At 72.0% G+C, this 18,630-nt stretch carries 20 protein-coding genes; 5 read left to right on the forward strand and 15 right to left on the reverse strand.

The features are described 5' to 3' along the window. Window positions 1–177 precede the first annotated feature (177 nt). Window positions 178–540, reverse strand: a complete 363-nt coding sequence (locus BJY14_RS18240) for a hypothetical protein (RefSeq protein ID WP_179844720.1) — start codon at window positions 538–540, stop codon at window positions 178–180. A 210-nt stretch (window positions 541–750) separates the two neighbouring features. Between BJY14_RS18240 and BJY14_RS18245 the strand changes: the two genes are divergently transcribed. After that, window positions 751–1,803, forward strand: coding sequence for a hypothetical protein (locus BJY14_RS18245; protein WP_179844721.1), 1,053 nt, complete (start codon window positions 751–753; stop codon window positions 1,801–1,803). A 214-nt stretch (window positions 1,804–2,017) separates the two neighbouring features. Continuing rightward, window positions 2,018–2,614: a hypothetical protein gene (locus BJY14_RS18250; RefSeq protein ID WP_179844722.1), complete on the forward strand. Its 597-nt coding sequence runs from the start codon at window positions 2,018–2,020 to the stop codon at window positions 2,612–2,614. A 146-nt stretch (window positions 2,615–2,760) separates the two neighbouring features. Here BJY14_RS18250 and BJY14_RS18255 read toward each other — a convergent pair whose 3' ends face one another. From BJY14_RS18255 to BJY14_RS18280, 6 genes are all read right to left on the reverse strand, one after another. Further along, window positions 2,761–3,801 (reverse strand): CU044_5270 family protein, encoded by a 1,041-nt coding sequence (locus BJY14_RS18255; RefSeq protein ID WP_246395971.1) that lies wholly within the window; start codon window positions 3,799–3,801, stop codon window positions 2,761–2,763. Next, the gene (locus tag BJY14_RS18260; RefSeq protein ID WP_179844723.1) at window positions 3,794–4,393 is read right to left on the reverse strand and encodes an RNA polymerase sigma factor; all 600 of its coding nucleotides are present in this window, start codon (window positions 4,391–4,393) and stop codon (window positions 3,794–3,796) included. Before BJY14_RS18260 ends, BJY14_RS18255 begins: the two co-directional genes overlap by 8 nt. 112 nt (window positions 4,394–4,505) lie before the next feature. Then, window positions 4,506–5,138 (reverse strand): GNAT family N-acetyltransferase, encoded by a 633-nt coding sequence (locus BJY14_RS18265; RefSeq protein WP_179844724.1) that lies wholly within the window; start codon window positions 5,136–5,138, stop codon window positions 4,506–4,508. A gap of 58 nt (window positions 5,139–5,196) precedes the next feature. Then, a complete protein-coding gene (locus BJY14_RS18270) occupies window positions 5,197–6,525 on the reverse strand; it encodes a serine/threonine-protein kinase (protein WP_179844725.1) in 1,329 nt (442 codons plus the stop codon). 137 nt (window positions 6,526–6,662) lie between these two features. Further along, window positions 6,663–7,442: a GNAT family N-acetyltransferase gene (locus BJY14_RS47245; RefSeq protein ID WP_179844726.1), complete on the reverse strand. Its 780-nt coding sequence runs from the start codon at window positions 7,440–7,442 to the stop codon at window positions 6,663–6,665. Between the two features lie 74 nt (window positions 7,443–7,516). Beyond that, window positions 7,517–8,743 carry an amidohydrolase family protein gene (locus tag BJY14_RS18280; RefSeq protein WP_179844727.1) on the reverse strand — a complete coding sequence of 409 codons (1,227 nt, stop codon included), beginning with the start codon at window positions 8,741–8,743 and terminating at the stop codon, window positions 7,517–7,519. Between the two features lie 113 nt (window positions 8,744–8,856). Between BJY14_RS18280 and BJY14_RS18285 the strand changes: the two genes are divergently transcribed. Beyond that, the gene (locus BJY14_RS18285; protein ID WP_179844728.1) at window positions 8,857–9,351 is read left to right on the forward strand and encodes a MarR family winged helix-turn-helix transcriptional regulator; all 495 of its coding nucleotides are present in this window, start codon (window positions 8,857–8,859) and stop codon (window positions 9,349–9,351) included. Between the two features lie 45 nt (window positions 9,352–9,396). Here BJY14_RS18285 and BJY14_RS18290 read toward each other — a convergent pair whose 3' ends face one another. Next, window positions 9,397–10,395, reverse strand: coding sequence for a zinc-dependent alcohol dehydrogenase family protein (locus BJY14_RS18290; RefSeq protein ID WP_179844729.1), 999 nt, complete (start codon window positions 10,393–10,395; stop codon window positions 9,397–9,399). A 90-nt stretch (window positions 10,396–10,485) separates the two neighbouring features. Here BJY14_RS18290 and BJY14_RS18295 point away from each other — a divergent pair, with 90 nt between their 5' ends. Further along, the gene (locus BJY14_RS18295; protein ID WP_218905480.1) at window positions 10,486–10,809 is read left to right on the forward strand and encodes an ArsR/SmtB family transcription factor; all 324 of its coding nucleotides are present in this window, start codon (window positions 10,486–10,488) and stop codon (window positions 10,807–10,809) included. Between the two features lie 40 nt (window positions 10,810–10,849). Here the strand turns inward: BJY14_RS18295 and BJY14_RS18300 are convergent, their stop codons facing one another. Further along, on the reverse strand, window positions 10,850–11,212 hold the full coding sequence (locus BJY14_RS18300; RefSeq protein ID WP_179844731.1) for a VOC family protein: 363 nt from the start codon (window positions 11,210–11,212) through the stop codon (window positions 10,850–10,852). Window positions 11,213–11,359: 147 nt separating this feature from the next. After that, window positions 11,360–12,100, reverse strand: a complete 741-nt coding sequence (locus BJY14_RS18305; protein WP_179844732.1) for an SMI1/KNR4 family protein — start codon at window positions 12,098–12,100, stop codon at window positions 11,360–11,362. Window positions 12,101–12,350: 250 nt separating this feature from the next. Between BJY14_RS18305 and BJY14_RS18310 the strand changes: the two genes are divergently transcribed. Beyond that, a complete protein-coding gene (locus tag BJY14_RS18310; RefSeq protein WP_179844733.1) occupies window positions 12,351–13,568 on the forward strand; it encodes a coiled-coil domain-containing protein in 1,218 nt (405 codons plus the stop codon). A 59-nt stretch (window positions 13,569–13,627) separates the two neighbouring features. Here the strand turns inward: BJY14_RS18310 and BJY14_RS18315 are convergent, their stop codons facing one another. The 5 genes from BJY14_RS18315 to BJY14_RS18335 form a co-directional block, all read right to left on the reverse strand. Then, on the reverse strand, window positions 13,628–14,266 hold the full coding sequence (locus BJY14_RS18315) for a hypothetical protein (RefSeq protein ID WP_179844734.1): 639 nt from the start codon (window positions 14,264–14,266) through the stop codon (window positions 13,628–13,630). Further along, complete coding sequence (locus BJY14_RS18320; protein ID WP_179844735.1) at window positions 14,263–15,960, reverse strand: GMC oxidoreductase; 1,698 nt, start codon at window positions 15,958–15,960, stop codon at window positions 14,263–14,265. The genes BJY14_RS18315 and BJY14_RS18320 overlap by 4 nt, the downstream gene beginning before the upstream one ends. A 125-nt stretch (window positions 15,961–16,085) precedes the next feature. Further along, complete coding sequence (locus BJY14_RS18325; protein ID WP_179844736.1) at window positions 16,086–17,306, reverse strand: helix-turn-helix domain-containing protein; 1,221 nt, start codon at window positions 17,304–17,306, stop codon at window positions 16,086–16,088. A gap of 266 nt (window positions 17,307–17,572) precedes the next feature. After that, a complete protein-coding gene (locus BJY14_RS18330) occupies window positions 17,573–18,130 on the reverse strand; it encodes a nuclear transport factor 2 family protein (RefSeq protein WP_179844737.1) in 558 nt (185 codons plus the stop codon). A gap of 20 nt (window positions 18,131–18,150) precedes the next feature. Continuing rightward, window positions 18,151–18,609, reverse strand: coding sequence for an Rv1363c family protein (locus BJY14_RS18335; protein ID WP_218905481.1), 459 nt, complete (start codon window positions 18,607–18,609; stop codon window positions 18,151–18,153). Window positions 18,610–18,630: the final 21 nt, after the last annotated feature.

An 18,630-nucleotide genomic window follows, 5' to 3' on the forward strand; every position in this document is an offset into this window, starting at 1 on the left:
TGGACGGCGGCGCAGGCGGCGGCAGACGCGATCGCCTAGGCGGCGCCTGTCAGAGATCGTGTCCTGACCAGATGAACCCGGCGCGGTGCGCCGGTACCCGGGTGGCGCGGTGGCCGTCGAACGGGTCGGCGACCGGGAACAGGGTCCCGGCCGCCGATGGGTGTCGGTTCTCCGGCCTTACTTCTGCGAAGCATCACCGGAGGACTGGGGGTTCTGCCCCTGCGGCGCCACTGTTCCAGCGGCGCTGACGGTGCCGGTGCGGCCGGCGATGTAGTCGGCGAGGACGCCCGCGAGGAGGCCCAGGCCCGTGGCACACGCGAGGGGCCCCTTGCCGCCGAAGACGAACATGAAGCCGCTCAGGCCAAGCATCGCGAGGCCGGTACCCAGCCAGGTGTACGAGGCGACCTTGCCGAGGATGACGGTGTCCACGCCGGCGATGATGACGATGGTCACGCTGGCGATGATGGCGAACAAGGCGCCGACGGTACCGCCCAGCATGACGGCCCTTACGACATCCTCCCCGCTGACGTCGCCGACCAAGGAGTTGACGTAGGCTCCCGCTTACTCGCACGGGCTCAGCAGAGACAGTACAGAGCGCGACCACATCGACGGGAATCGGCGGCACGAAGTCTGATCGCCGGCCATTCCTGGAACGGGATCTCCTCGCCACCGCCGAGACCGAGCGGGATCAGACGGCCCGGAGTGGATCCGGACCCTCCGTGTGGACGCGCGTGCCACTACGGTCCAGGTGTGATCATTTCGCCGCCCTTCGCCCTGCTGGAAGGCCTGCTCGGGAGCCGCACCGACGATCCTCGACTGGCCGAGCTGCACCGGGCCCACGGTCTGCGTCCACCGCCGATGTTCCCCACCAGGGACGGCTGGGACGGCATGGGCGTCCCCGAGCAAGGGTGGGAGATGGCCTACAGGGCCACGGTGAGAGTCCCCGGCCGCTACCCCTCATCCCGGGTGCGCGGCTGCGGTCCGGTGATCGGCTACGTCACCAAGGTCTACATCACCGAGTCCTACCCGGCGCCGGTGCGGGACGGCCTCACGGTCGCGCTGCCCGAGCCTGAGGCCCGCGCGCGGGCGCTGGACAGCATGGTCGCGGAGTACGGGAACGTCGTCCACGTACTGCGCCGCGACGACGAGAGCACCTTCGAGGTGCGGTACCACGAGGACGGCCGGTTCATCTGGTTCCTGCTGACCCTCAACGAACGCGCCGAGAACGACCCGGAACGGCTGGGGGTGGTGACACCGGATGCCCGAACGATCCCGCTCTGGCCGGCTCCCGAGCCCGACGACCCCGTCCCCGCCGCCCTGCGCACGCTCAAGGCCCACCAGGACGCCTCCGGACTCGACGGGCTCGACTTCGAGACATTCGACCGCTTCGAGCCGGATGCGATCGCGTCCTGGACCGGCAGCGACGACGCCGACCGGGAGTTCCGCGCGTTCGGAACGGACGGCAGCGGCGGGCGGGTCGCGTTCTGGCGCGTCCACGAAGGCCTCCCGATCGAGCAGCAGCCCGTCGTGCTGTTCGGAGGCGAAGGCGACGTCGGCCCGGTCGCCAAGGACCTGTGCGACCTGCTCTACCTGCTCGCCGCCGGCGTCGGCCCCTTCGAAGCCGCCATGGCGTACACATCCGACGAGGACATCGACGAGGACACCGGCCCACGACCCGAAATCGCCCGCATCGCCGAAACCCACCTCCAACGACGCGAAGGCCGAACCCCGAAGGCGATCGTCCAGGACGCGGAGAACGCATACGCCGACGTCAGAGACCGTGTCGACGCCCTCTCCGGATGAACGTGCCGCGGCACGCCGGTGACCTCACGCACCACCTGAACCCGACCACGTTCCGGCCCGTCCGGCGGCGGCCTTGATGAGCCTGAGGCGAAGGCGCGGGGCAAGGGCCACCGCATATGCACACGTCCCACAAAAGCAGGAACCGGTTCCGCGCGGCCGGAGCACCGCCACCGATGCGGCAAGCTCTTGAGAAGCCGGAGGGGGCGATGGCGGCGTGGCCGAGGTTCAGGATGAGCTCGTAATACGGCCGGATTTCCGGGCGGGGCTGATCGTTCTGGTCGTCATCGCGGTGGCCGCCGCGGGCATCGTCGCCGCGATCGTGATCGGTGATGCCCCGGCCGTGTTCGCCCTGATCGTGGGCGGTCTGTTCGCCGTGATGATCCCCCTGGCGATCGGGGCCCTCCTCAGCGCTCGGATCAGCCTGACGGCCCACGAACTCGTCGTCCAAGGACTGTTCTACCGAAAGCGCCTGCCGCGCTCGCGCATCGCAGAGGTGGTGCGCGCGAGCATCACGGCGCCGCGCGGAGGGGCCGGCATGAGCCTGTTCGTGCTCGACGCGCAACGCGCTCTTCTCGTCAGAGTGCAGGGCAGCCTCTACCCGCGCGAGGATCTCTCCCGATTGGTGGACGTGCTCGACGTGCCGTGCAGCGGGCCGGACGGTCCCGTCAGCGCCAAGGAGTTCGCCAAGACGTATCCGGGCCTTGTGTCCTGGATCGAGCAGCATCCCTACCGGCTCGCCTTCGTGATCGCCGGTTTCTTGTGCGCCGCAGTAGCGGCAGTGGCGCTCGTTTCGATCGCGACGACGTCCTGACCGGTCCTGACCGGTCCTGAGCTCCCCACCGCACGACTTTTCGGGCGAAACGGGTCAGAGAGCAACGTTCTCCCGTCAAGGCGCGGGCGCGGCCGGGGCCGGCGCCGGGGCCGGTAAGGCTCACCGGCCCCGACCGCGCCGTGGGCTCAGTTCACCGTTGGGGGCTTGTCCGCGATGGAGACTTTCAGCTGCGCCGAGTTGGTCAGCACGCTCCCGACCGGGGCCCCCGCCTCCTGGGCCTTGGTGACGACGCTGCGATGTCCGAGGAACTCGTAGGTCTCGTCGTCGAAGATGTACTCCTCGCGGCTGCCGCTACCGGGCGGGTCCAGCGTGACGGCGACACCGGTCCTGCCTGCCGCGTCCACCGCGCGGCCGACGGTGGTGACGCCGTGGATGGACGCCGCCGCCCGGAACAGCGCGGCCCGCTGCGCGCGGGGCATGTAGGCCTCTGTGAGCATGCCGCCGACGTTCTGCCACGCCGTGGCGTCGGCTGCGGGGCCGGTGCCCAGGCCGATGTACAGGTGGTCGTACATCTTCGCCGGATCGGCCGGCAGGCGGCTCAGGTAGGCGTAGTCGTTGCGCAGGTGCTCGGCGCGGTCGTCGAAGTCGGCGGCCTTGGACCTCGAGCTCCGTCCGACGTTCTGGCGGGCCTCGGCCGGGACGGGCCACCCCGGGTACGGCTTGGGCTCCAGCGTCCTGGACTGCAGGACGCCGTGCGTGGCGTCGCCGTCCACGGGCAGCCAGATCTTCCGTTCCTGCCGGTCCAGGTACCGTTCCTGGCGACCGCCGGAGTTGCTCTCGACGGTGTCCATCGTCCGCGAGTCGAAGACCAGGAACTGTCCGGGACGAGGGTGCAGCTCCGAGGACCTGGCCGCGTGGTCGGCGGCCCGCTTGAGGACCTGCACCGACGCCACCGGCATCGTGTGCACGACCGGCGGTGAGCCGGGCTCGCCGCCCGCGTTGACCACGATGACCCCGGCCGCGGCGGCGGCGACGCCCAGCCCCGCCGCCAGACCGATCCGCAGCCGCACGCCCCGGCGGGAGACACGCCGCCCGGTGGAACGACCGTGCTCGGGGGCCACGTCCCGCATGGCGCTCAGGAGCCGGTGCTCCTCGGCCCGCACGTCGGTCAGGTCGAGCTCGGGAACGTCCGAGCGGAACCGCTCAAGCTCGGTCATCTCATTCATGGACGGGCTCCTCACTGACGTAGATCACGGATTCGGTCGCACCGAGGTGCCTGCGAAGCTTTTGCCTGGCCCGGTTGATGCGGGACCGCACCGTCCCGACGCGCACGCCCAGCGCCTGCGCGGCCTCGGCGTAGCTGAGATCACCCCAGGCGACGAGCAGCAGCGCGTCGCGGTGCCCCCTCGGCAGCGCGGCCAGCGCACTCGCCAGCGCCCTGCTGGACGCCCCCGCGCTGAGCCGCTCGTCGCTGCGCTCGGTGAACGGCTCCATCACCGGGTCGGTGCCCATCCGTTCCAGGACGCGCAGCTGCCGCACCTCCGCCCGCACATGGCGGCCCATCAGGTTGGTGGCGATCCCGTACAGCCAGGGCCGGGCGTTCGGACGGGACAGGTCGTACCGGTCGCGTTGCCGGAAGGCCGCCAGGAACGTCTCGGCCACCACGTCCTCGGCGGCATCGGCGCCCAGCCGGCGGATCACGTACCGCTTGATGTCGGGGGCGTGCCGGCGGAACACCGCGGCGAACGCCTCGGGCTCCTGCCGGGACCGCCTGATGACGGAGGCGTCATCGGCGTCCTCTTCACTCGCAGTGCTCATTCACGGCCTCTCGGCTTCGGGTCGGGACACCCGTTGTTGCCGAGCCGCCCACATCCGGTTCCCGCTGTCCGGCGCGGGCAGCCGATCCGGGAGCACCTCACCCGGCGGCCCGTCAGCGAGGGCTCGGTGGCGTGCCCGCCGGCGGAGGGACGATGTCCAGGATCATGTCCAGGGACGTGCGGCCGTCCGGCCCGGTGAAGGGACCGACCCGCTGGAATCCGTTCTTTTCGTAGAAGCGGATGGCGCGGGGATTATCGGCCAGGACGCCGCCCCAAAGGATGATTCTGCGTTTTCCGAGCCGCCAAGCAACCTCGCAGATGAGCGGAAAGACCAGCGTCGCCAACCCCTTGCTCTGCTGGTCGTCGGACAGGGTGAGGCCGAACCGGCAGTCGGTCTCCTCATTCAGATGGATTCCGGCTTGGCGATAGCGTTCGACATCCCCTTGTGTCAGCGCAAGGCTGAACTCCAGCAAACCTACGATCCTGGCGGACGCTTCTTCCTCCAGCACCAGGCGAAGCTTGTCGTAGCGCGCGATCGCCGCGCACAATTCGCGGGCGGCGGCCAGGTCGTAGCCGTCGAACGTGCTGAACCTGCGGGTCTCAGAAGACAGCCCGGCGAGGAAACCGGCCAGACTCTCGGCGTCGGTTCTGGCCAAGGGACGAAAGAGGAGACGCGCACCGTCCCACGACTCCAGATGGCGTGTCAGCACAGAGGGGGCCTCGGCGATTCGCGCCAGGGTGAGCATGAGTCTCCTTCGTGCGCCCCGGCCCCTCGCGCAGGCAGTACGTCCGCCGGACTACGGGCTAGTCTCGTCGCAGGCACCAGCGGCCGGTGGACGGAAGTACGGCCATGATCAGGGCGGCGGTCGCCAGGATGAAGACGAACGCCACGGGACCCCAACCGTACTCGTCCCCCCTTCCGCACATGCGCTGGGCCACCGACCCGGCGGTTATCGCGATCGTCCAGCGTCCTCCCGCTCTGCGCCGGGACAGCAGCCACGCGCCGACGGCGAGCGCGACCGGCTCCGCGAAGCCCGATGCCAGATTCACATAGGACAGCACCACGCCGGGTGAGTCGGGCACGCCCAGCTCGTAGTTGAACCTGACGAGCAGGAGCAGAAGTCCTGGAACGCACAGCAGGGCCAGCGTCATCGCGGCGATCGCGGTGCCGCCTCCGCCGCGTTCCATGGCCGCCGTGGGACGGTACGCCGCCTGGGGTTGTGGAGCCCAGGGGTACCCGCCGCGCTGTTCGGGAGGGGCCTGCCACGGACCTGCGGGCTCGCCGTGAAACGGGGGGCGAGGGCCGAGGCCGCGCAAGCGTTCGGCGACGGTGGTCGCGTCCTTCGGCCGGGCGCCGGGCTGTTTGGCCAGCAGGTCCAGGACCAGCGTGCTCAGGCGGTCGTCGATGTCGGGTCGCACGGCTCGCGGGGGTACTGGGGCTTTGTTGAGGTGCTGGTAGAGGATGGCGCCGGCGCTCGAGTCGGTGTCCACCCAGGTGGTCCCGGTCAGCAGCTGGTAGAGCACGCAGCCGAAGGCGTACAGGTCGGTGCGCTCGTCGACGGGATGGCCCTCGATCTGCTCGGGCGCCATGTAGACCGGGGTCCCCGCCGACGACCCGGTAGCGGTGATCTTGGTGGCGTCGGCGAGGCGGGCGATCCCGAAGTCGCAGACCTTCACCTGCCCGGTGTCGGTGAGGAAGAGGTTGGCCGGCTTGATGTCCCGGTGCACGACCCCGCGCCGGTGGGCCGCGTCGAGGGCGTCGAGGATCTGCACCGCCCAGTCCGTCACCTGCGCGACGGGCAGCCCCGCCGGGCGCTGGTGCAGCACCGAGGCCAGGTCGCGCCCTCGCATCAGCTCCATCACCAGGAACAGCAGGCGCAGTCCCCCGTCGATGTGCTCGTCGACGTCGAACACCGTGGTGATCCCGGGATGGTCCAGGGTCGCGGCGATCTCCGCCTCCCGCCGGAACCGCGCGACCCCGGACCCGTCGACGGCCCCGCTCAGCGTGAGGATCTTCACGGCGACCGGGCGGCGCAACCGCAGGTCGACGCCCTGCCACACCTCCCCCATCCCGCCCTTGCCGAGAGGCGCCTCAAGCCGATACCGCCCGGCCAGCTCCAGACCACCGCGCATCGACTCTCCTCAGCTCGGCAAGGTTGGCCCGGACATTATATAGACGCATCTGTCTATAAAGCTGGACAAGGCGGGGCCGTCGCCCCACCCACCGGACACTCGCTCCGAACTCCGAACTCCGAACTCCGAACCCCGGGCTAAGCAGCGTCCCCGCGAACGCGCTGGAGCCTGACCTGACGTTCGGTCTCGGTGAAGCCGAGCGACCGGTAGACGCGAATCGCTTCGGCGGCCGGATCGGCGACGATGACGAGCGTCCCGGCTCCCCTGCGCATGGCCTCCACCCCTGCGAAGTGGACGAGTGCGGAGGCCAGGCCGCGCCGGCGGAAAGCGGGATGGGTCTCGACATGCTGGTAGCGGGCGAGCCCCTGGCCGTCGTGGAAGATGCCGAGGCCCGCGCGCATCTCGCCGTCCACGAACGCCCCGAACCAGGTGGCGTCGCCCGCCTCGCACAGCCGCCGTTCCTCGGCGAGCTTCGCCGCCACGAACGCGGTGTTCTCGGGCGACGCCTCTGACTCGTCGCACGCGTGCCGGAGTCGCGCCGCCTGCTCCCAGTCCGCTCCGGTCAGCGCGCGCAGGTCGGCTTGCGCCGGAGATGCGGGAGGCAGGAGCGAGGTGGCGGTGAGGACCGTGTCGATCTCGACGGTGATCCCGCGCCGTTCCCAGTCTGCGCGCGGTCCCGTCTCCCCCTCGGTCCCGTCCACCCCGATCGCCAGGTGGGACGCCTCGGGGAACTCCGCGGCGAACAGATCGGGAGCGGCCGGAAGCGCGTGGGGAGGGACGAGCACGAAGTTGCCCCACCAGAAGTGCGGGTTGGCGGGCGTCCGGACCACGAGGTGGGACGGATGGTCGATGACGACGGAACCGGCCAGCCTGCGAAGCAGCAGATCCGTGCGGAAGGCGAGGGATCGGACGTGCACCCGGCGATCCTAGAACGGCACCCCGCCGCACCGGAGACAGGTGCGTGCGCTTGGCGGATCCGCGCGGGTGGGGGTCAGGTTGCGAGGCGGGTGCCGCGGCGCCAGACGGCGCGGGTGTTGAGGGTGTCGGAGATGGTGGTGGTGGGGTCGCCGTCGACCAGCAGGAGGTCGGCACGCAGTCCCTCGGTGATGCGTCCGCGGTCATCGAGGGCGAAATGGCGGGCGGGGACGGAGGTGGCCGCGCGCAGGGCCTGGACGGGGTCGAGTCCGGCGCGGACCAGGTACTGCAGTTCGTGGTGGACGCTCGCACCGTGGGCGATCCCGCCCAGGAACGGCAGGGGCATGGCGGCATCGGTGCCCGCCAGCAGGTCCACGCCCGCGTCGCTGAGGGCCTTGACGGTGGCCAGGACGTCGTCGATCTCGCCCTGGGGGTAGTGGCCGTAGCTGGAGCGCAGCGTCGTGTCCCAGGCGGCGTCCAGGCGGGAGGCGACGCGGGGGTCGTCGGCGAGATCGCCGCCGGTGATCCCCATCATGGAGGCGTTCAGGACGACACAGGGGACGACGAACACCCCGGAGTCCCTGACCATCTCGATGATCTCGTCGGTGTGGGGCCGGTCCATGAACAGGTGGGCCAGGCCGTCGATGCCCGCCTCGACGGCCATGCGGGTGGCGTCCACGGTCAGGGTGTGGGCGACGGTGAGCATGCCGTGCCTCCTGGCCTCGGCGACGCCCGCGTTCAGGGTGGCCTGGTCGAGCATCGGAAGGCCGGGGTGCCCTTCGACGCTGCCGTCGTCGACCATGAACTTGATGTAGTCCGAGCCGCGTTCGATCAGCTGCGGGATGAACGCGACGGCTTCCTCGGGCGTGGTGGAGAACGGGATGAGCGGCGGCTGCCCGGCCGGCTTCACGCCCGGGGGCGGCCCGGGGCGGAAGCCCTCCGGGAACAGCTCGCTGGGGTGGCCGCCCGGCGGGGTGATGCCGAACCCGGCGGAACGCACGTCGGCGAGGGTGTCGTCCTCGCTGATGTCCCCGCGGTTGCCGCGCGTGTGGAGGCCCTGCATCTCCAGCTCGGTCGTCACGCCGAACCGCAGCGCGAGGGCGAGCGACTCCCGGCCGGTGTGGACGTGGGCGTCGATCAGGCCCGGCAGGAGCGTAGCCCCGCTGCCGTCGACGATCTCAGCGTTCTCTGGGACGTCACCGCCGATGCGGGCGATCCGCCCGTCCTCGACGAGCACGGTGGTCACGCCCAGGGTCTTCTCACCGTCGAAGACCTGGGCACCGGTGATAGCGGTCATGGACATGGCTTGCCTCGTTCCTGGACTGCGACCTGATACCACCCAAATGTATAGCACCTGCTATGCAAATGCATCGCGTCATGTATATGCATTCGACAGTGACTCCGTAGGATGGCCGCATGGACGACTCCCCACGGGACCCGGGAACCGACGGCGGCGCCCTCCTCGACCAGGTCGGGCCCGCACTGTCGCAGCTGCGGCGGCGCACCTCCGGCGGGCGAGGGGATCTCACGCGCAACCTCGTCCTGAACGTGGTCGCGAACGCGCCCGGAGAGATGACGGTCGGCGGACTCGCCGCCGAGATGGGGGTCACCCAGCCCGTCGCCAGCCGCACCGTCGCCGCCTGCATCGCCGACGGGCTCCTGCGGCGAGCCGCGTCCCAGGCGGACAGCCGGCGCACCGTCCTGGAACTCACGGACGCCGGAGAGACCGAGCGCCGTCGCTTCGCCTCCGCGCAGCGCGAGACCTTCGAGGACATCACGGCGGCGTGGGATCCGGCCGAACGCATCCAGTTCGCCCGGTTCCTGGTCCGCTACAGCGAGGACGCCGGCGCCTGGTCCGCCCGGCGACGCCACCGCGGCCAGGACGGCGCGAGCGCCCGTTCGGACGACTGACCGTCCCGCGACGGCGGAGGCCGCCCCCGGAGAGGCCGCGGGGCGTCAGCGGGGGACGGTGACGACGATCTTGCCGATCTGGGTGTTCGACTCCAGGTGGCGGTGGGCGTCGGCCATCTCGGACAAGGGGAACGTACGGTCGATCACGGGTCGGAACGCGCCGGAGCGCAGGCCGGAGGTCACGAAGGCGGCGGCGCGGCGGAGGCGCTCGGGGTCCCTTGCCGTCTCCAGCATCGTGTACGTGCGCATGTTCAGCGCCGGCATGCCGAGGTCGATGCCCGGATAGGGGGTCGGCTCGCCGCTCAGCGCCCCGTACACCAGGAGCGTCCCGCCGGGCGCGACGAGCCTGGCGAGGTCCGTCACGCCCGGGCCCGCGACGGCGTCGAAGACGAACTCGGCGCCCCGGCCCCCGGTCGCCGCGAGCACCCGTCCGGCCACGTCGTCCGACCCGGTGACGATCACTTCGGCCGCGCCCTCCTTGAGCAGCGCCTCCTTCTTCGCGGCGGTGCGGGTCAGAGCGATCGGCGTCGCCCCGATGCGGTCGGCGACATGGATGGCGGCCAGCCCCACGCTGCTGGACGCCGCGTTCAGCACGACCGTGTCGCCCGGCCGCATCCCGCCGACCTCGACCAGCGCGCCATAGGCCGTCAGGTACGGCATCCACACCGCGGCGCCCTCGATCGCGCCGAGTCCCTCGGGACGGGGCAGCACCGACGCGGCGGGCACGATCGCCCGCTCGGCGTAGATCCCGTACTCGTTCTGCGAGAACCCGGGGACCGTGCTGACCGGCTGCCCTGGCAGGAACGCGGTGACGCCCTCGCCGACCGCCTCCACCACGCCCGCGGCCTCGGTGCCCAGCCTGGCCGGGAAGGCCTTCACCGGCTCGATGTAGTTCCCCGTCCGGAACAGCACCTCGGCCCTGTTGAGACCGATCGCCTCCACACGGATGCGCAGCTCGCCAGGGCCCGGATCACCGACCTCCACGTCTTCGAGTCTCATCACCTCGGGGCCGCCGAGCTCGTGGAACATCACCGTCTTGGCCATCGCGCAGGACCTTCCTCGTAGCAGGTCGGTCCACTGAACCCCTAAGTACGATGGCTGTCAAACTTTGATGATTGTCGTACTATGGCCGCCATGGAGGCCGACCGCATCCCGGCGCACCCCGACGTCCGGACGATCCCGTTGCAGCAGATCCTTGAGGCACTGGTCGATCCGGTGCGGCGGAGCATCGTCACGAAGCTCCACGAGGCCTCCGGCGACATCCGCTGCGGGGCCTTCGACCTGCCCGTGAGCAACTCCACGGCCACGCACCACTTCCGGATCCTTCGCGAGGCCGGGCTCATCCGGCAGTACTACGTCGGCACGTCGCGGATGAACGCCCTCCGGCGCGACGAGGTCGGCGAGGTCTTCCCGGGCCTGGTGGACGCCATCGTCACCGCCGACCGGCCGGAGCGGTGATCCGCTCCGGCCGGGCGTCGGCGATCAGGGCCGGCGCAGGTCAGTCGCCTGCCGCGATGCAGAACGGGTGGCCCTCCGGGTCCATGAGGACGGTCCATTCGCCCGCGCCGGGCTGGGTGTCGGGGCGGGTCGCGCCGAGGGCGAGCAGTTCCTTCACCGCGACTTCGACGTCCGCGACGGTGAAGTCCAGGTGCGCGTGCTTGGCGGGCCCTGGCCACACGGGGGGCTGGTAGCCCTCGATCCGCTGGAGCGCCAGTTGCGGCCCGGAGCCGTTGCCGAGGTAGACGACGTCGTCGTCGCCGTAGCTGACCTCCCACCCGGTGGCCTTCCGGTAGAACTCGGCCAGCGCGGTGTGGTCGGCGCAGTCGATGATGACCGCGCCAAGGGCGTTGAGGACGGACATGGGAAACCCCCTGCTGACGAACATGGCTGGAACGAGCGCGGGGCCGCCGTGGCGCCCCGCGTGCGACCAGCCTGCTAGCACGGGCACGTCCCGGGCTTGAAGAAATTTGTGCTCGGTCACCCCGGCCGGACGTCCGGCGAGAGTGGGTCAGAGATCGGGGACGAGGGCCGCGGCCAGGAAGCTTCCGTTGTGGAAGCGGGTGTAGGTGACGACCTCTCCCGCGGGGACGACGCGGGCGAACGGGACCTCAGTGGGATACCCGGCGGTCCGCAGGTCGGCCAGGAAGGCGTCGTCCGGGAGGCCGGAGGCTATCTCCGCCACCAGCGCGTCGTCGGACGTTCGAGCCTCGACGACCGGCATGGGCTCGACGACGTCCGAGGGGTGGCGGGAAAGGGAGCCCTCGGCGCCGTAGAGCCACTCGGAGAACGCGCGGCGCAGATCGGTTCCCTGTTGCGCCGTCTCCAGGGCGAGGCGCGTTCCCGTGACCACGTTGTCGACCCAGGTCAGGACGTCTGGGGCGACCATGCGGGCGTAGGGCTCCTCCCAGAAGCTGAAGACGCGGCCCCACGCGCCGCTCTCAGGATCGACGTCCACGTAGTACGTCGTCGCGGAGCCGTCGCTGTGGAGGATCCAGCTCGCGGACTCGTCCTGCAGCGGCCAGTACTCGTTGACCACCGGCTCATGGTTGTCGGGGAGGTTGAAGTCGAAGACGTGCGGATGCCCGCCGACGGTGAAACCGGAGGTCCGTTCCAGGAACGCGCGGAAGTCGTCGGGCACCCTCATCGTCCACGAGGAGATCTCCTCGCCGCTCACCGGCGGCGCGAGCTCGACGCGTCCGCCTGAATCCGCCGCGAGCGCTTCCAACCGGGCGATGACCTCGTCCACCATCTGGCCCCCACTTCCCCGTTCGTGTGCCCGAATTCAAGCACCGGCGGCGGACGCAATCCACCGATCGGTGGATCGGAGGTCGGCTCATCGGGTGCCCAGGGACGGCCGGGCGGCCGATTCGGCGACGACGTCCCGTCCGGGACCGCGCGGCGGCGGTCGCGGCGGCCTACGAGCGCGGCCTCCTCGGCTGAGCGATATGGACCTGTTCGCGGGGGAGGTGCGAAACCGGGTGGTTCACTAGGATGCTCGCGTGCGCGAAGATCAAGAGGTCCCGGACGACGGCGTGCTGACGGCGCCGATCCGGATGCCGGGCGGCGCTCCGGTGGCCGCGGACGAGCCCGCGCAGCGCGCCGCGAGCACCGTCCCCGCGCCGGTCCGCGCGTTCGGGCAGGACGTGGAGCGGCTGGCCGGGCTGGTCGCCCAGCTCGTCGAGAGCGCGGGCGTGCTGGGCGTGCGGCTGGACGGCGAGGTCAGCGACGTGCTGGCCGGCGCGGAGAAGGCGTTCGCCGAGGCGCGGGACGCGCGGCGGGAGGCCGCCCAGGCGGACGTCCTGGCGAGCGAGGCCGAGGCCCGCGCCGAGGCCGCCCGCCTGGAGGCCGTGGCGGCGCAGGAAGAGCTGGTCGAGGGGCTCGCCGCCGCCCAGGCCAGCATCATCGCGGCCCAGGAGAGCGAGGCCAACGCGTGGAAGGAGGCCGGCGCCCACCAGCAGGCCCGTGCCACGTCCGCCAACGAGGCCGCGCACGCCGAGGGGCTCCGCAAGCGCGCCGAGGCGGCGTGGAGCACCGAGCACCAGGCGCGCAACGACGCCGAGCGCGAACGCGACGCCCTGGCCGCGCGGCTGAGCAACGACCAGGCCTCGCTGGCCGCGGCCAAGAGCGACCTGTCGGACGTGCGGGCCGAACTGGCGGACGTGCGGGCCGAGTTGTCGGAGGCGCGCGCCAAGCTGGAGGCCGCGTCCGAGACGGAGCGGCGGCTGCGCGCGGAGCTGAGCGTCGTGCAGGGCGAGGTAGCGGGGCTGAGCGTGGAGCGCGACGCCGCGACGGCGCGGGCCGCCGACCTGGCCGCGCGCGCCGAGCGCGCCGAGCAGCTCGCCGACACGGCCGACGCCCGGATCGACGGCGAGCGCGCGCGGGCCGACCGGGCCGAGGAGCGCGCGGACGCCGCCGAGATCCGCATCGAGCGCGACGCCGCGACCGTGCGGGCGCTGCAGGACACGCTCCGCGCGGCGCTCGACCTCCCGTCCATGGAGGATCTCGACGACGGCCGCGGCGTCCGGATCGGCGACGTGGGCGCGGTCACCGTCCAGCCGGGCGGCCTGGTCGGCGTCGACCAGGTCCCGGAGCTGATGGACGGCGAGCTGGCCGGACGGTTCGCCCGCGCGATCCTGGCCGTCCGCGTCCACCAGGCGACCCGCCGCGCGATCGACGACCCCCCGGCCGAGCCCGAGGAAGCCCGGCCCGAGGAGTAGCCCTCCGGCACGCCGCGATCCGCAGGCCAAGGGCCCGAGTCCGCGAGGACCCGGCGCGGTCAGGCCTTGCCGGGCCGGCCGGAGGCCCTGCTCTTGAGCGGCAGCTCCACAAGGCGGACGCAGAGCATCGTCACGGCGAGACCGGCCAGGCTCTCCACCAGAAGGTGGGTGAGTACCGGAGCGGCGCCGTACGGCCCTACATGGAACGGGGCCACGCGGATGAGGAGCGGCAGGCCCGCCAGGGCCAGGAGCGCGCAGGTTCGGCGGCCCTGGCCGGACCTCGACAGGGCGGCGCAGGCGAGCACGGCGACGACCAGAACGGCCACGAGCTGGAGGCGGCTCCACATCTGCGCGAAGCGGTAGAACCGATCGGGGTCATCCATCTGACCAGGTACGCCGAGGTCGCCTTGGAGGAGGAGGCTGAACAGCGGCTGCGACGAGAGCGCGACGAGGACGCCCGCCATGGCCGCGGCTCCGGCGACGCGTGCGCGGCCGAGCAGGCGGGCGCCGTGCCGGGGGCCGGGGGACGCGACCAGCGACGCGGTGGCCAGCAGCGCGAGCAGCAGCGGGACGCCCGCCACGGAGGACGCCACGAACGCGTACGGGGCTTCCGGGAAGTTCGTGCCCCAGACCGCGAGGACGATCTGCGCGGCGGTCACCGCGCAGGCGGCGGTGGCGGCGTGGCGGGAACACGTCACCTGAGTGCCGCGGGAGCAGTGGGCGGGACGGCGGGACGGTCGGGCAGGACGCGCTCGACGCGCTCGTAGGGCCGTCCGGGCTCGGGACGGGGATCCTTCTGGCCGCGGTTCGGCCAGAACGCCATGGCGCGCTCGGCCTGGGCCGTAATGGTGAGCGACGGGTTGACGCCGAGGTTCGCGGTGACCGCCGACCCGTCCACGATGTGCAGGCCCGGGTGGCCGTGGACGCGGTGGTAGGGGTCGACGACGCCGGCCTCGGGCGTCTCGCCGATGACGCATCCGCCGATGAAGTGCGCGGTCGTCGGGATGTTGAACAGGTCGAACCACGTCCCGCCGGGGGTGGCGTCGAGTTCCTCGGCGAGCATCCGGACGGCCTCGTGCGCGACGGGGATCCAGGTGGGGTTGGGCTCGCCGTCGCCCTGGCGCGCGACGAGCCTGCGGCGGCCGAGGCGGCCGCGCTTCTCTCCGATGGTGATGGAGTTGTCGGCGGTCTGCATGACCAGGGCGATGACGGTCCGTTTCGCCCAGTCCTTGAGCGACAGCCCGCGCAGGATGACGGTCGGGTGCCGGGCGGCCTGCCCGAGGAACTTCAGCCAGCGGGGCGCGCCGCCACCGTCGACCAGCAGGGTCCGGATGACGCCCATGGCGTTGTTGCCCGCGCCGTAGCGGGTGGGTTCGATGTGGGTCTTGTCGTCGGGGTGGAACGACGAGGTGATGGCGAGGCCGGTGCTGTGGTCGACGTCCTTTGCGCGGTGCCAGACGGTCATGCGCTCGACGCCGAGAAGCGCCTCGGAGTTGGTGCGGGTGAGTTCGCCGAGGCGCGGCGACAGGTGCGGGAGGCGGCCGGCGGCGCGCATCCGGTGCAGGAGGCGCTGCGTCCCGTACGTCCCGGCGGCGAGGACGACATGCTCGGCGGTCAGCGTCCGGCGGCGCTTGCGGAGCGGGCCGGTGTGCTCGACGGTCACCTCGTACCCGCCGGGCTCCCTGGGCGCCAGGGCGGTGACGGTGGTGTCGGGGATGACGCGGACGCCCGCCTTCTCCGCCAGGTAGAGGTAGTTCTTGGTCAGCATGTTCTTCGCGCCGACCTTGCAGCCGATCATGCAGGAGCCGCAGCCGGTGCAGGTGGTGCGGCGGGGTCCCGCGCCGCCGAAGTAGGGGTCGGCGGTGTCCTCGCCGGGCCTGTCGCCGAAGAACACGCCGACCGGCGTCGGATGGTAGGTGTCGCCGGCACCCATCCGGTCGGCGACGCGCTTCATCGCCTCGTCGGCGGGCGTGACGAGCGGGTTCACGGTGACGCCGAGCATGCGGCGGGCCTGGTCGTAGAACGGTGCGAGCTCGTCCTGCCAGTCGGTGATGTGGCCCCACTGGCGGTCCTTGAAGAACGGCTCCGGCGGGACGTAGAGGGTGTTGGCGTAGACGAGGGAGCCGCCGCCGACTCCCGCCCCGGCCAGCACGAGGACGCCGGCCTTGCCGCCCACCAGGTGGACGCGCTGGATCCCGCGCATTCCGAGGCGCGGCGCCCACACGTACTTGCGCAGCCGCCACGACGTCTTGGGCAGCGTGTCCTCGTCGAAGCGGCGCCCGGCCTCGACCACCGCGACCCGGTAGCCCTTCTCCGCCAGCCGCAGGGCCGACACGCTGCCGCCGAACCCCGAACCCACCACGATCACGTCGAAGTCGAAACCGTCGGGCACCGCGCACACCACCTTCGTCGGGGGAACGAAGGGGCCGAGTGTGGCCTCCCGGAGCGTCGCGCGCCATGCACGCGACGCAGCGTTTCGGAAACCGTGTTTGTCAGCGGAGTGACAAAGCCCGCAGATCAGCGCGCGGACGCCCGGCCGAGGTCGCCGTTGACCATTCGCGCGTGCAGGATCAGCTCCATTTCCAGGCACCGCCGCGGGTCACGCAGTTCGTCCCCGAAAAGGTCCTTCAAAGCGCGCAGGCGATGGCGGACGGTCTGCGGATGGACGCGCAGCCTGCGGCTCGCGTCGGCGGCGTTGAAATTGTGCTCCAGCAGGGCCAGCAGCGTTTCGGCGAGCCTCTCCCTCCGGGGCGGCGGGAGGGCCAGCAGCGGCGCGAGCCGGACGGCGGCCGCGTCGTCGATCAGCTCCCCCGCCCGCGACACCACGAGCACGGGAACGTGCTCGGCGCTGCGGATCAGCCCGCCGTCCGGGATGACGCCGCGGGTCGCGAGGGCGAGGGTCTCGCGCGCCCAGCGCAGCGAGCCGGCGGCGCGCTCGACGGGGACGGCGGGGCCGAGCGCCACCATCCACTCGCGCAGCAGCGCCTCGGGCAGCAGGCCGGGCCCCCTCCCGTCCGGGCCGGGGACGATCAGGCACGGCTCCGGCGCGGCGAGGTCGGCCAGCAGCCCGTCCGGGAGCGCGAGCGGCGCCCGCGCCGGGCCCGGACGCCGCGGCCGGGCGGCCGCGGCGGCGACGGTCGCGGGCAGCGGCCAGCGCGCGTCCGCCGCGAGGGCCGCGATCCGCGCCGGGTCGGCGGGCGGCTCTGCCAGGAGCAGCCGCAGCAGCCGCGCGCCGCGCCGCCGCCGGCCCGGTTCCTCGCGGCGGTCCCGGCGCTCGGCGACCTCCGCGGAGTACCCGGCGGCGAGCACCTCCGCGACGGCGTCCATGTAGCAGAACTGGGCGTCCACGACGAGGCTGAGCGCGGCGCGGTCGAGGTCGAGGCCGCCGGGGACGGCGCCGAGCGTCCGCCACGCGACGAGCGCGGACCGGCGCAGCGCCTGGTGCGTCTCCACGGGGTCGCGGCCGTCGCGCGCCAGGTGCCGCCCGACCCGCAGGTAGAACGCGGCGACCCGCTCCCAGCCCGCGCCCGGGTCCTCGACGAGGTCGCAGAAGTGCCGCATCCCCGCGGCGATCCCGGCGCGGGCGCGCCCGGCCTCCTCCTCGCCGATCTGCGGGTCGCCCCGGCGCAGCTCGGCCAGCAGCCCGTCCGCCGCCCGGTCCACGTGCTGCCGCAGCCGCCGCCCCACCCAAACGGGCACCGCCTCGAACGCGCCCACGTCCAACCCGCTTCGCGCCATGCGCCGTTCCCCCCTGCCGAACGCCCGCCGAGCCGCGGAACGCTTCCCCAGCTTCGCGGAACCCCCAGAAGAAGGGTTGTCGCCGAAATAACCTGTTCCGCGCTCTTTCCTGGAGTCATCTAACAAATCTCCAGCTCAGCGGGCGGCCAACGACGGGCAAGGCCCGCACGGCGACAAAGAGAAACCGGCTCCCACCCTGCGGATGAGAGCCGGACGAATTCACCGTCCCAGGCCGACCTCAATATGCGGAGGCGGGCCCGCCCGGGTTACTCCTTCTTGGGGGTGAAGGTGTCGAGTGCGGTGATCTTCCAGTGGCCGTCGTGGCGGGCGGCGGTGACGGTGAGCACGGCGGGGGCGTGGGTGCTCGCGCCGTCACCGGTGCGGGTGGTCTGCTGGTCGGCGAAGACGAGGACGGCGGCGCGGTCCCCGGTCAGGGTGGTGACGGCGCTGTCGGTGACGCGGGTGCTGAGCACGGTCTTCGCCTTCGGGGCGTCCTCGCGGACCTTCCCGAAGACCGCCTCGTACTGGCGGACGGCGTCGCCGGTGAGGGACGCGCGGACGGCCTCCGACGTCCGCCCGGGATCGGCGTAGTCGTAGGAGAACACCCTCCCGATCATGTCGGCGACGGCGCCCTTGACCTCGCTGGTGGCGGCGCCGTCGGTGAGGGCGGTGTTGCGCGCCGACGGGTCGTCGCGCAGGCCGTCCGCCTGCCGGAGCGCCCCCGCGCCGAGCGCGGCGACCAGGACGGCGGCGAGGCCGAGCACGACGGGCGAGGACGCGCGGGCCCGCCACCACGCGGTGATCCCTACGGTCTGTCCGGCCATTTCACGAAACTCCCGTCATGTCACATGCCCTCCGCGGGTGCCTGGCCCAGCCGGCTGAGCTTCCAGCCGCCGGACGTCCTGGTCAGCTCGCCGATAAGGCGGCTCTGCCTGGTCGCCGGGTCCCCGTCCGGCGGGGTGACGGTGATCTCGACGGCGACCAGCATCCGGGCCCTGCCGGAGCGCTCGTCCAGCTCGGCGACGGCGGCGTCCAGGATGCGGGCCCTGGTGATCGTCCGCGCCTTGGCGACCCGCCGCTCGAAGTCCGGACGGCCCTGCGCGATCTGCCGGTTCAGGTCCCCGGTGGTGGAGTCCTGCCAGGTCTTCAAGCCGGGTCCGAGGGAGCGGTAGTCGAGCGTGTTGAGGTTCTGGACGCCCTGCTCCCCCGCCTCCAGGACGTCGTCGCGCACGCGGGAGTAGGCACGGGCATCGTCATGCGCCGCCGAGTACCAGGCCCAGCCCGCCCAGACGGCGAACAGCAAGGCAAGAACAAGCAGAGCGCC

The organism is Actinomadura luteofluorescens, assembly GCF_013409365.1.
Taxonomy (GTDB): domain Bacteria; phylum Actinomycetota; class Actinomycetes; order Streptosporangiales; family Streptosporangiaceae; genus Spirillospora; species Spirillospora luteofluorescens.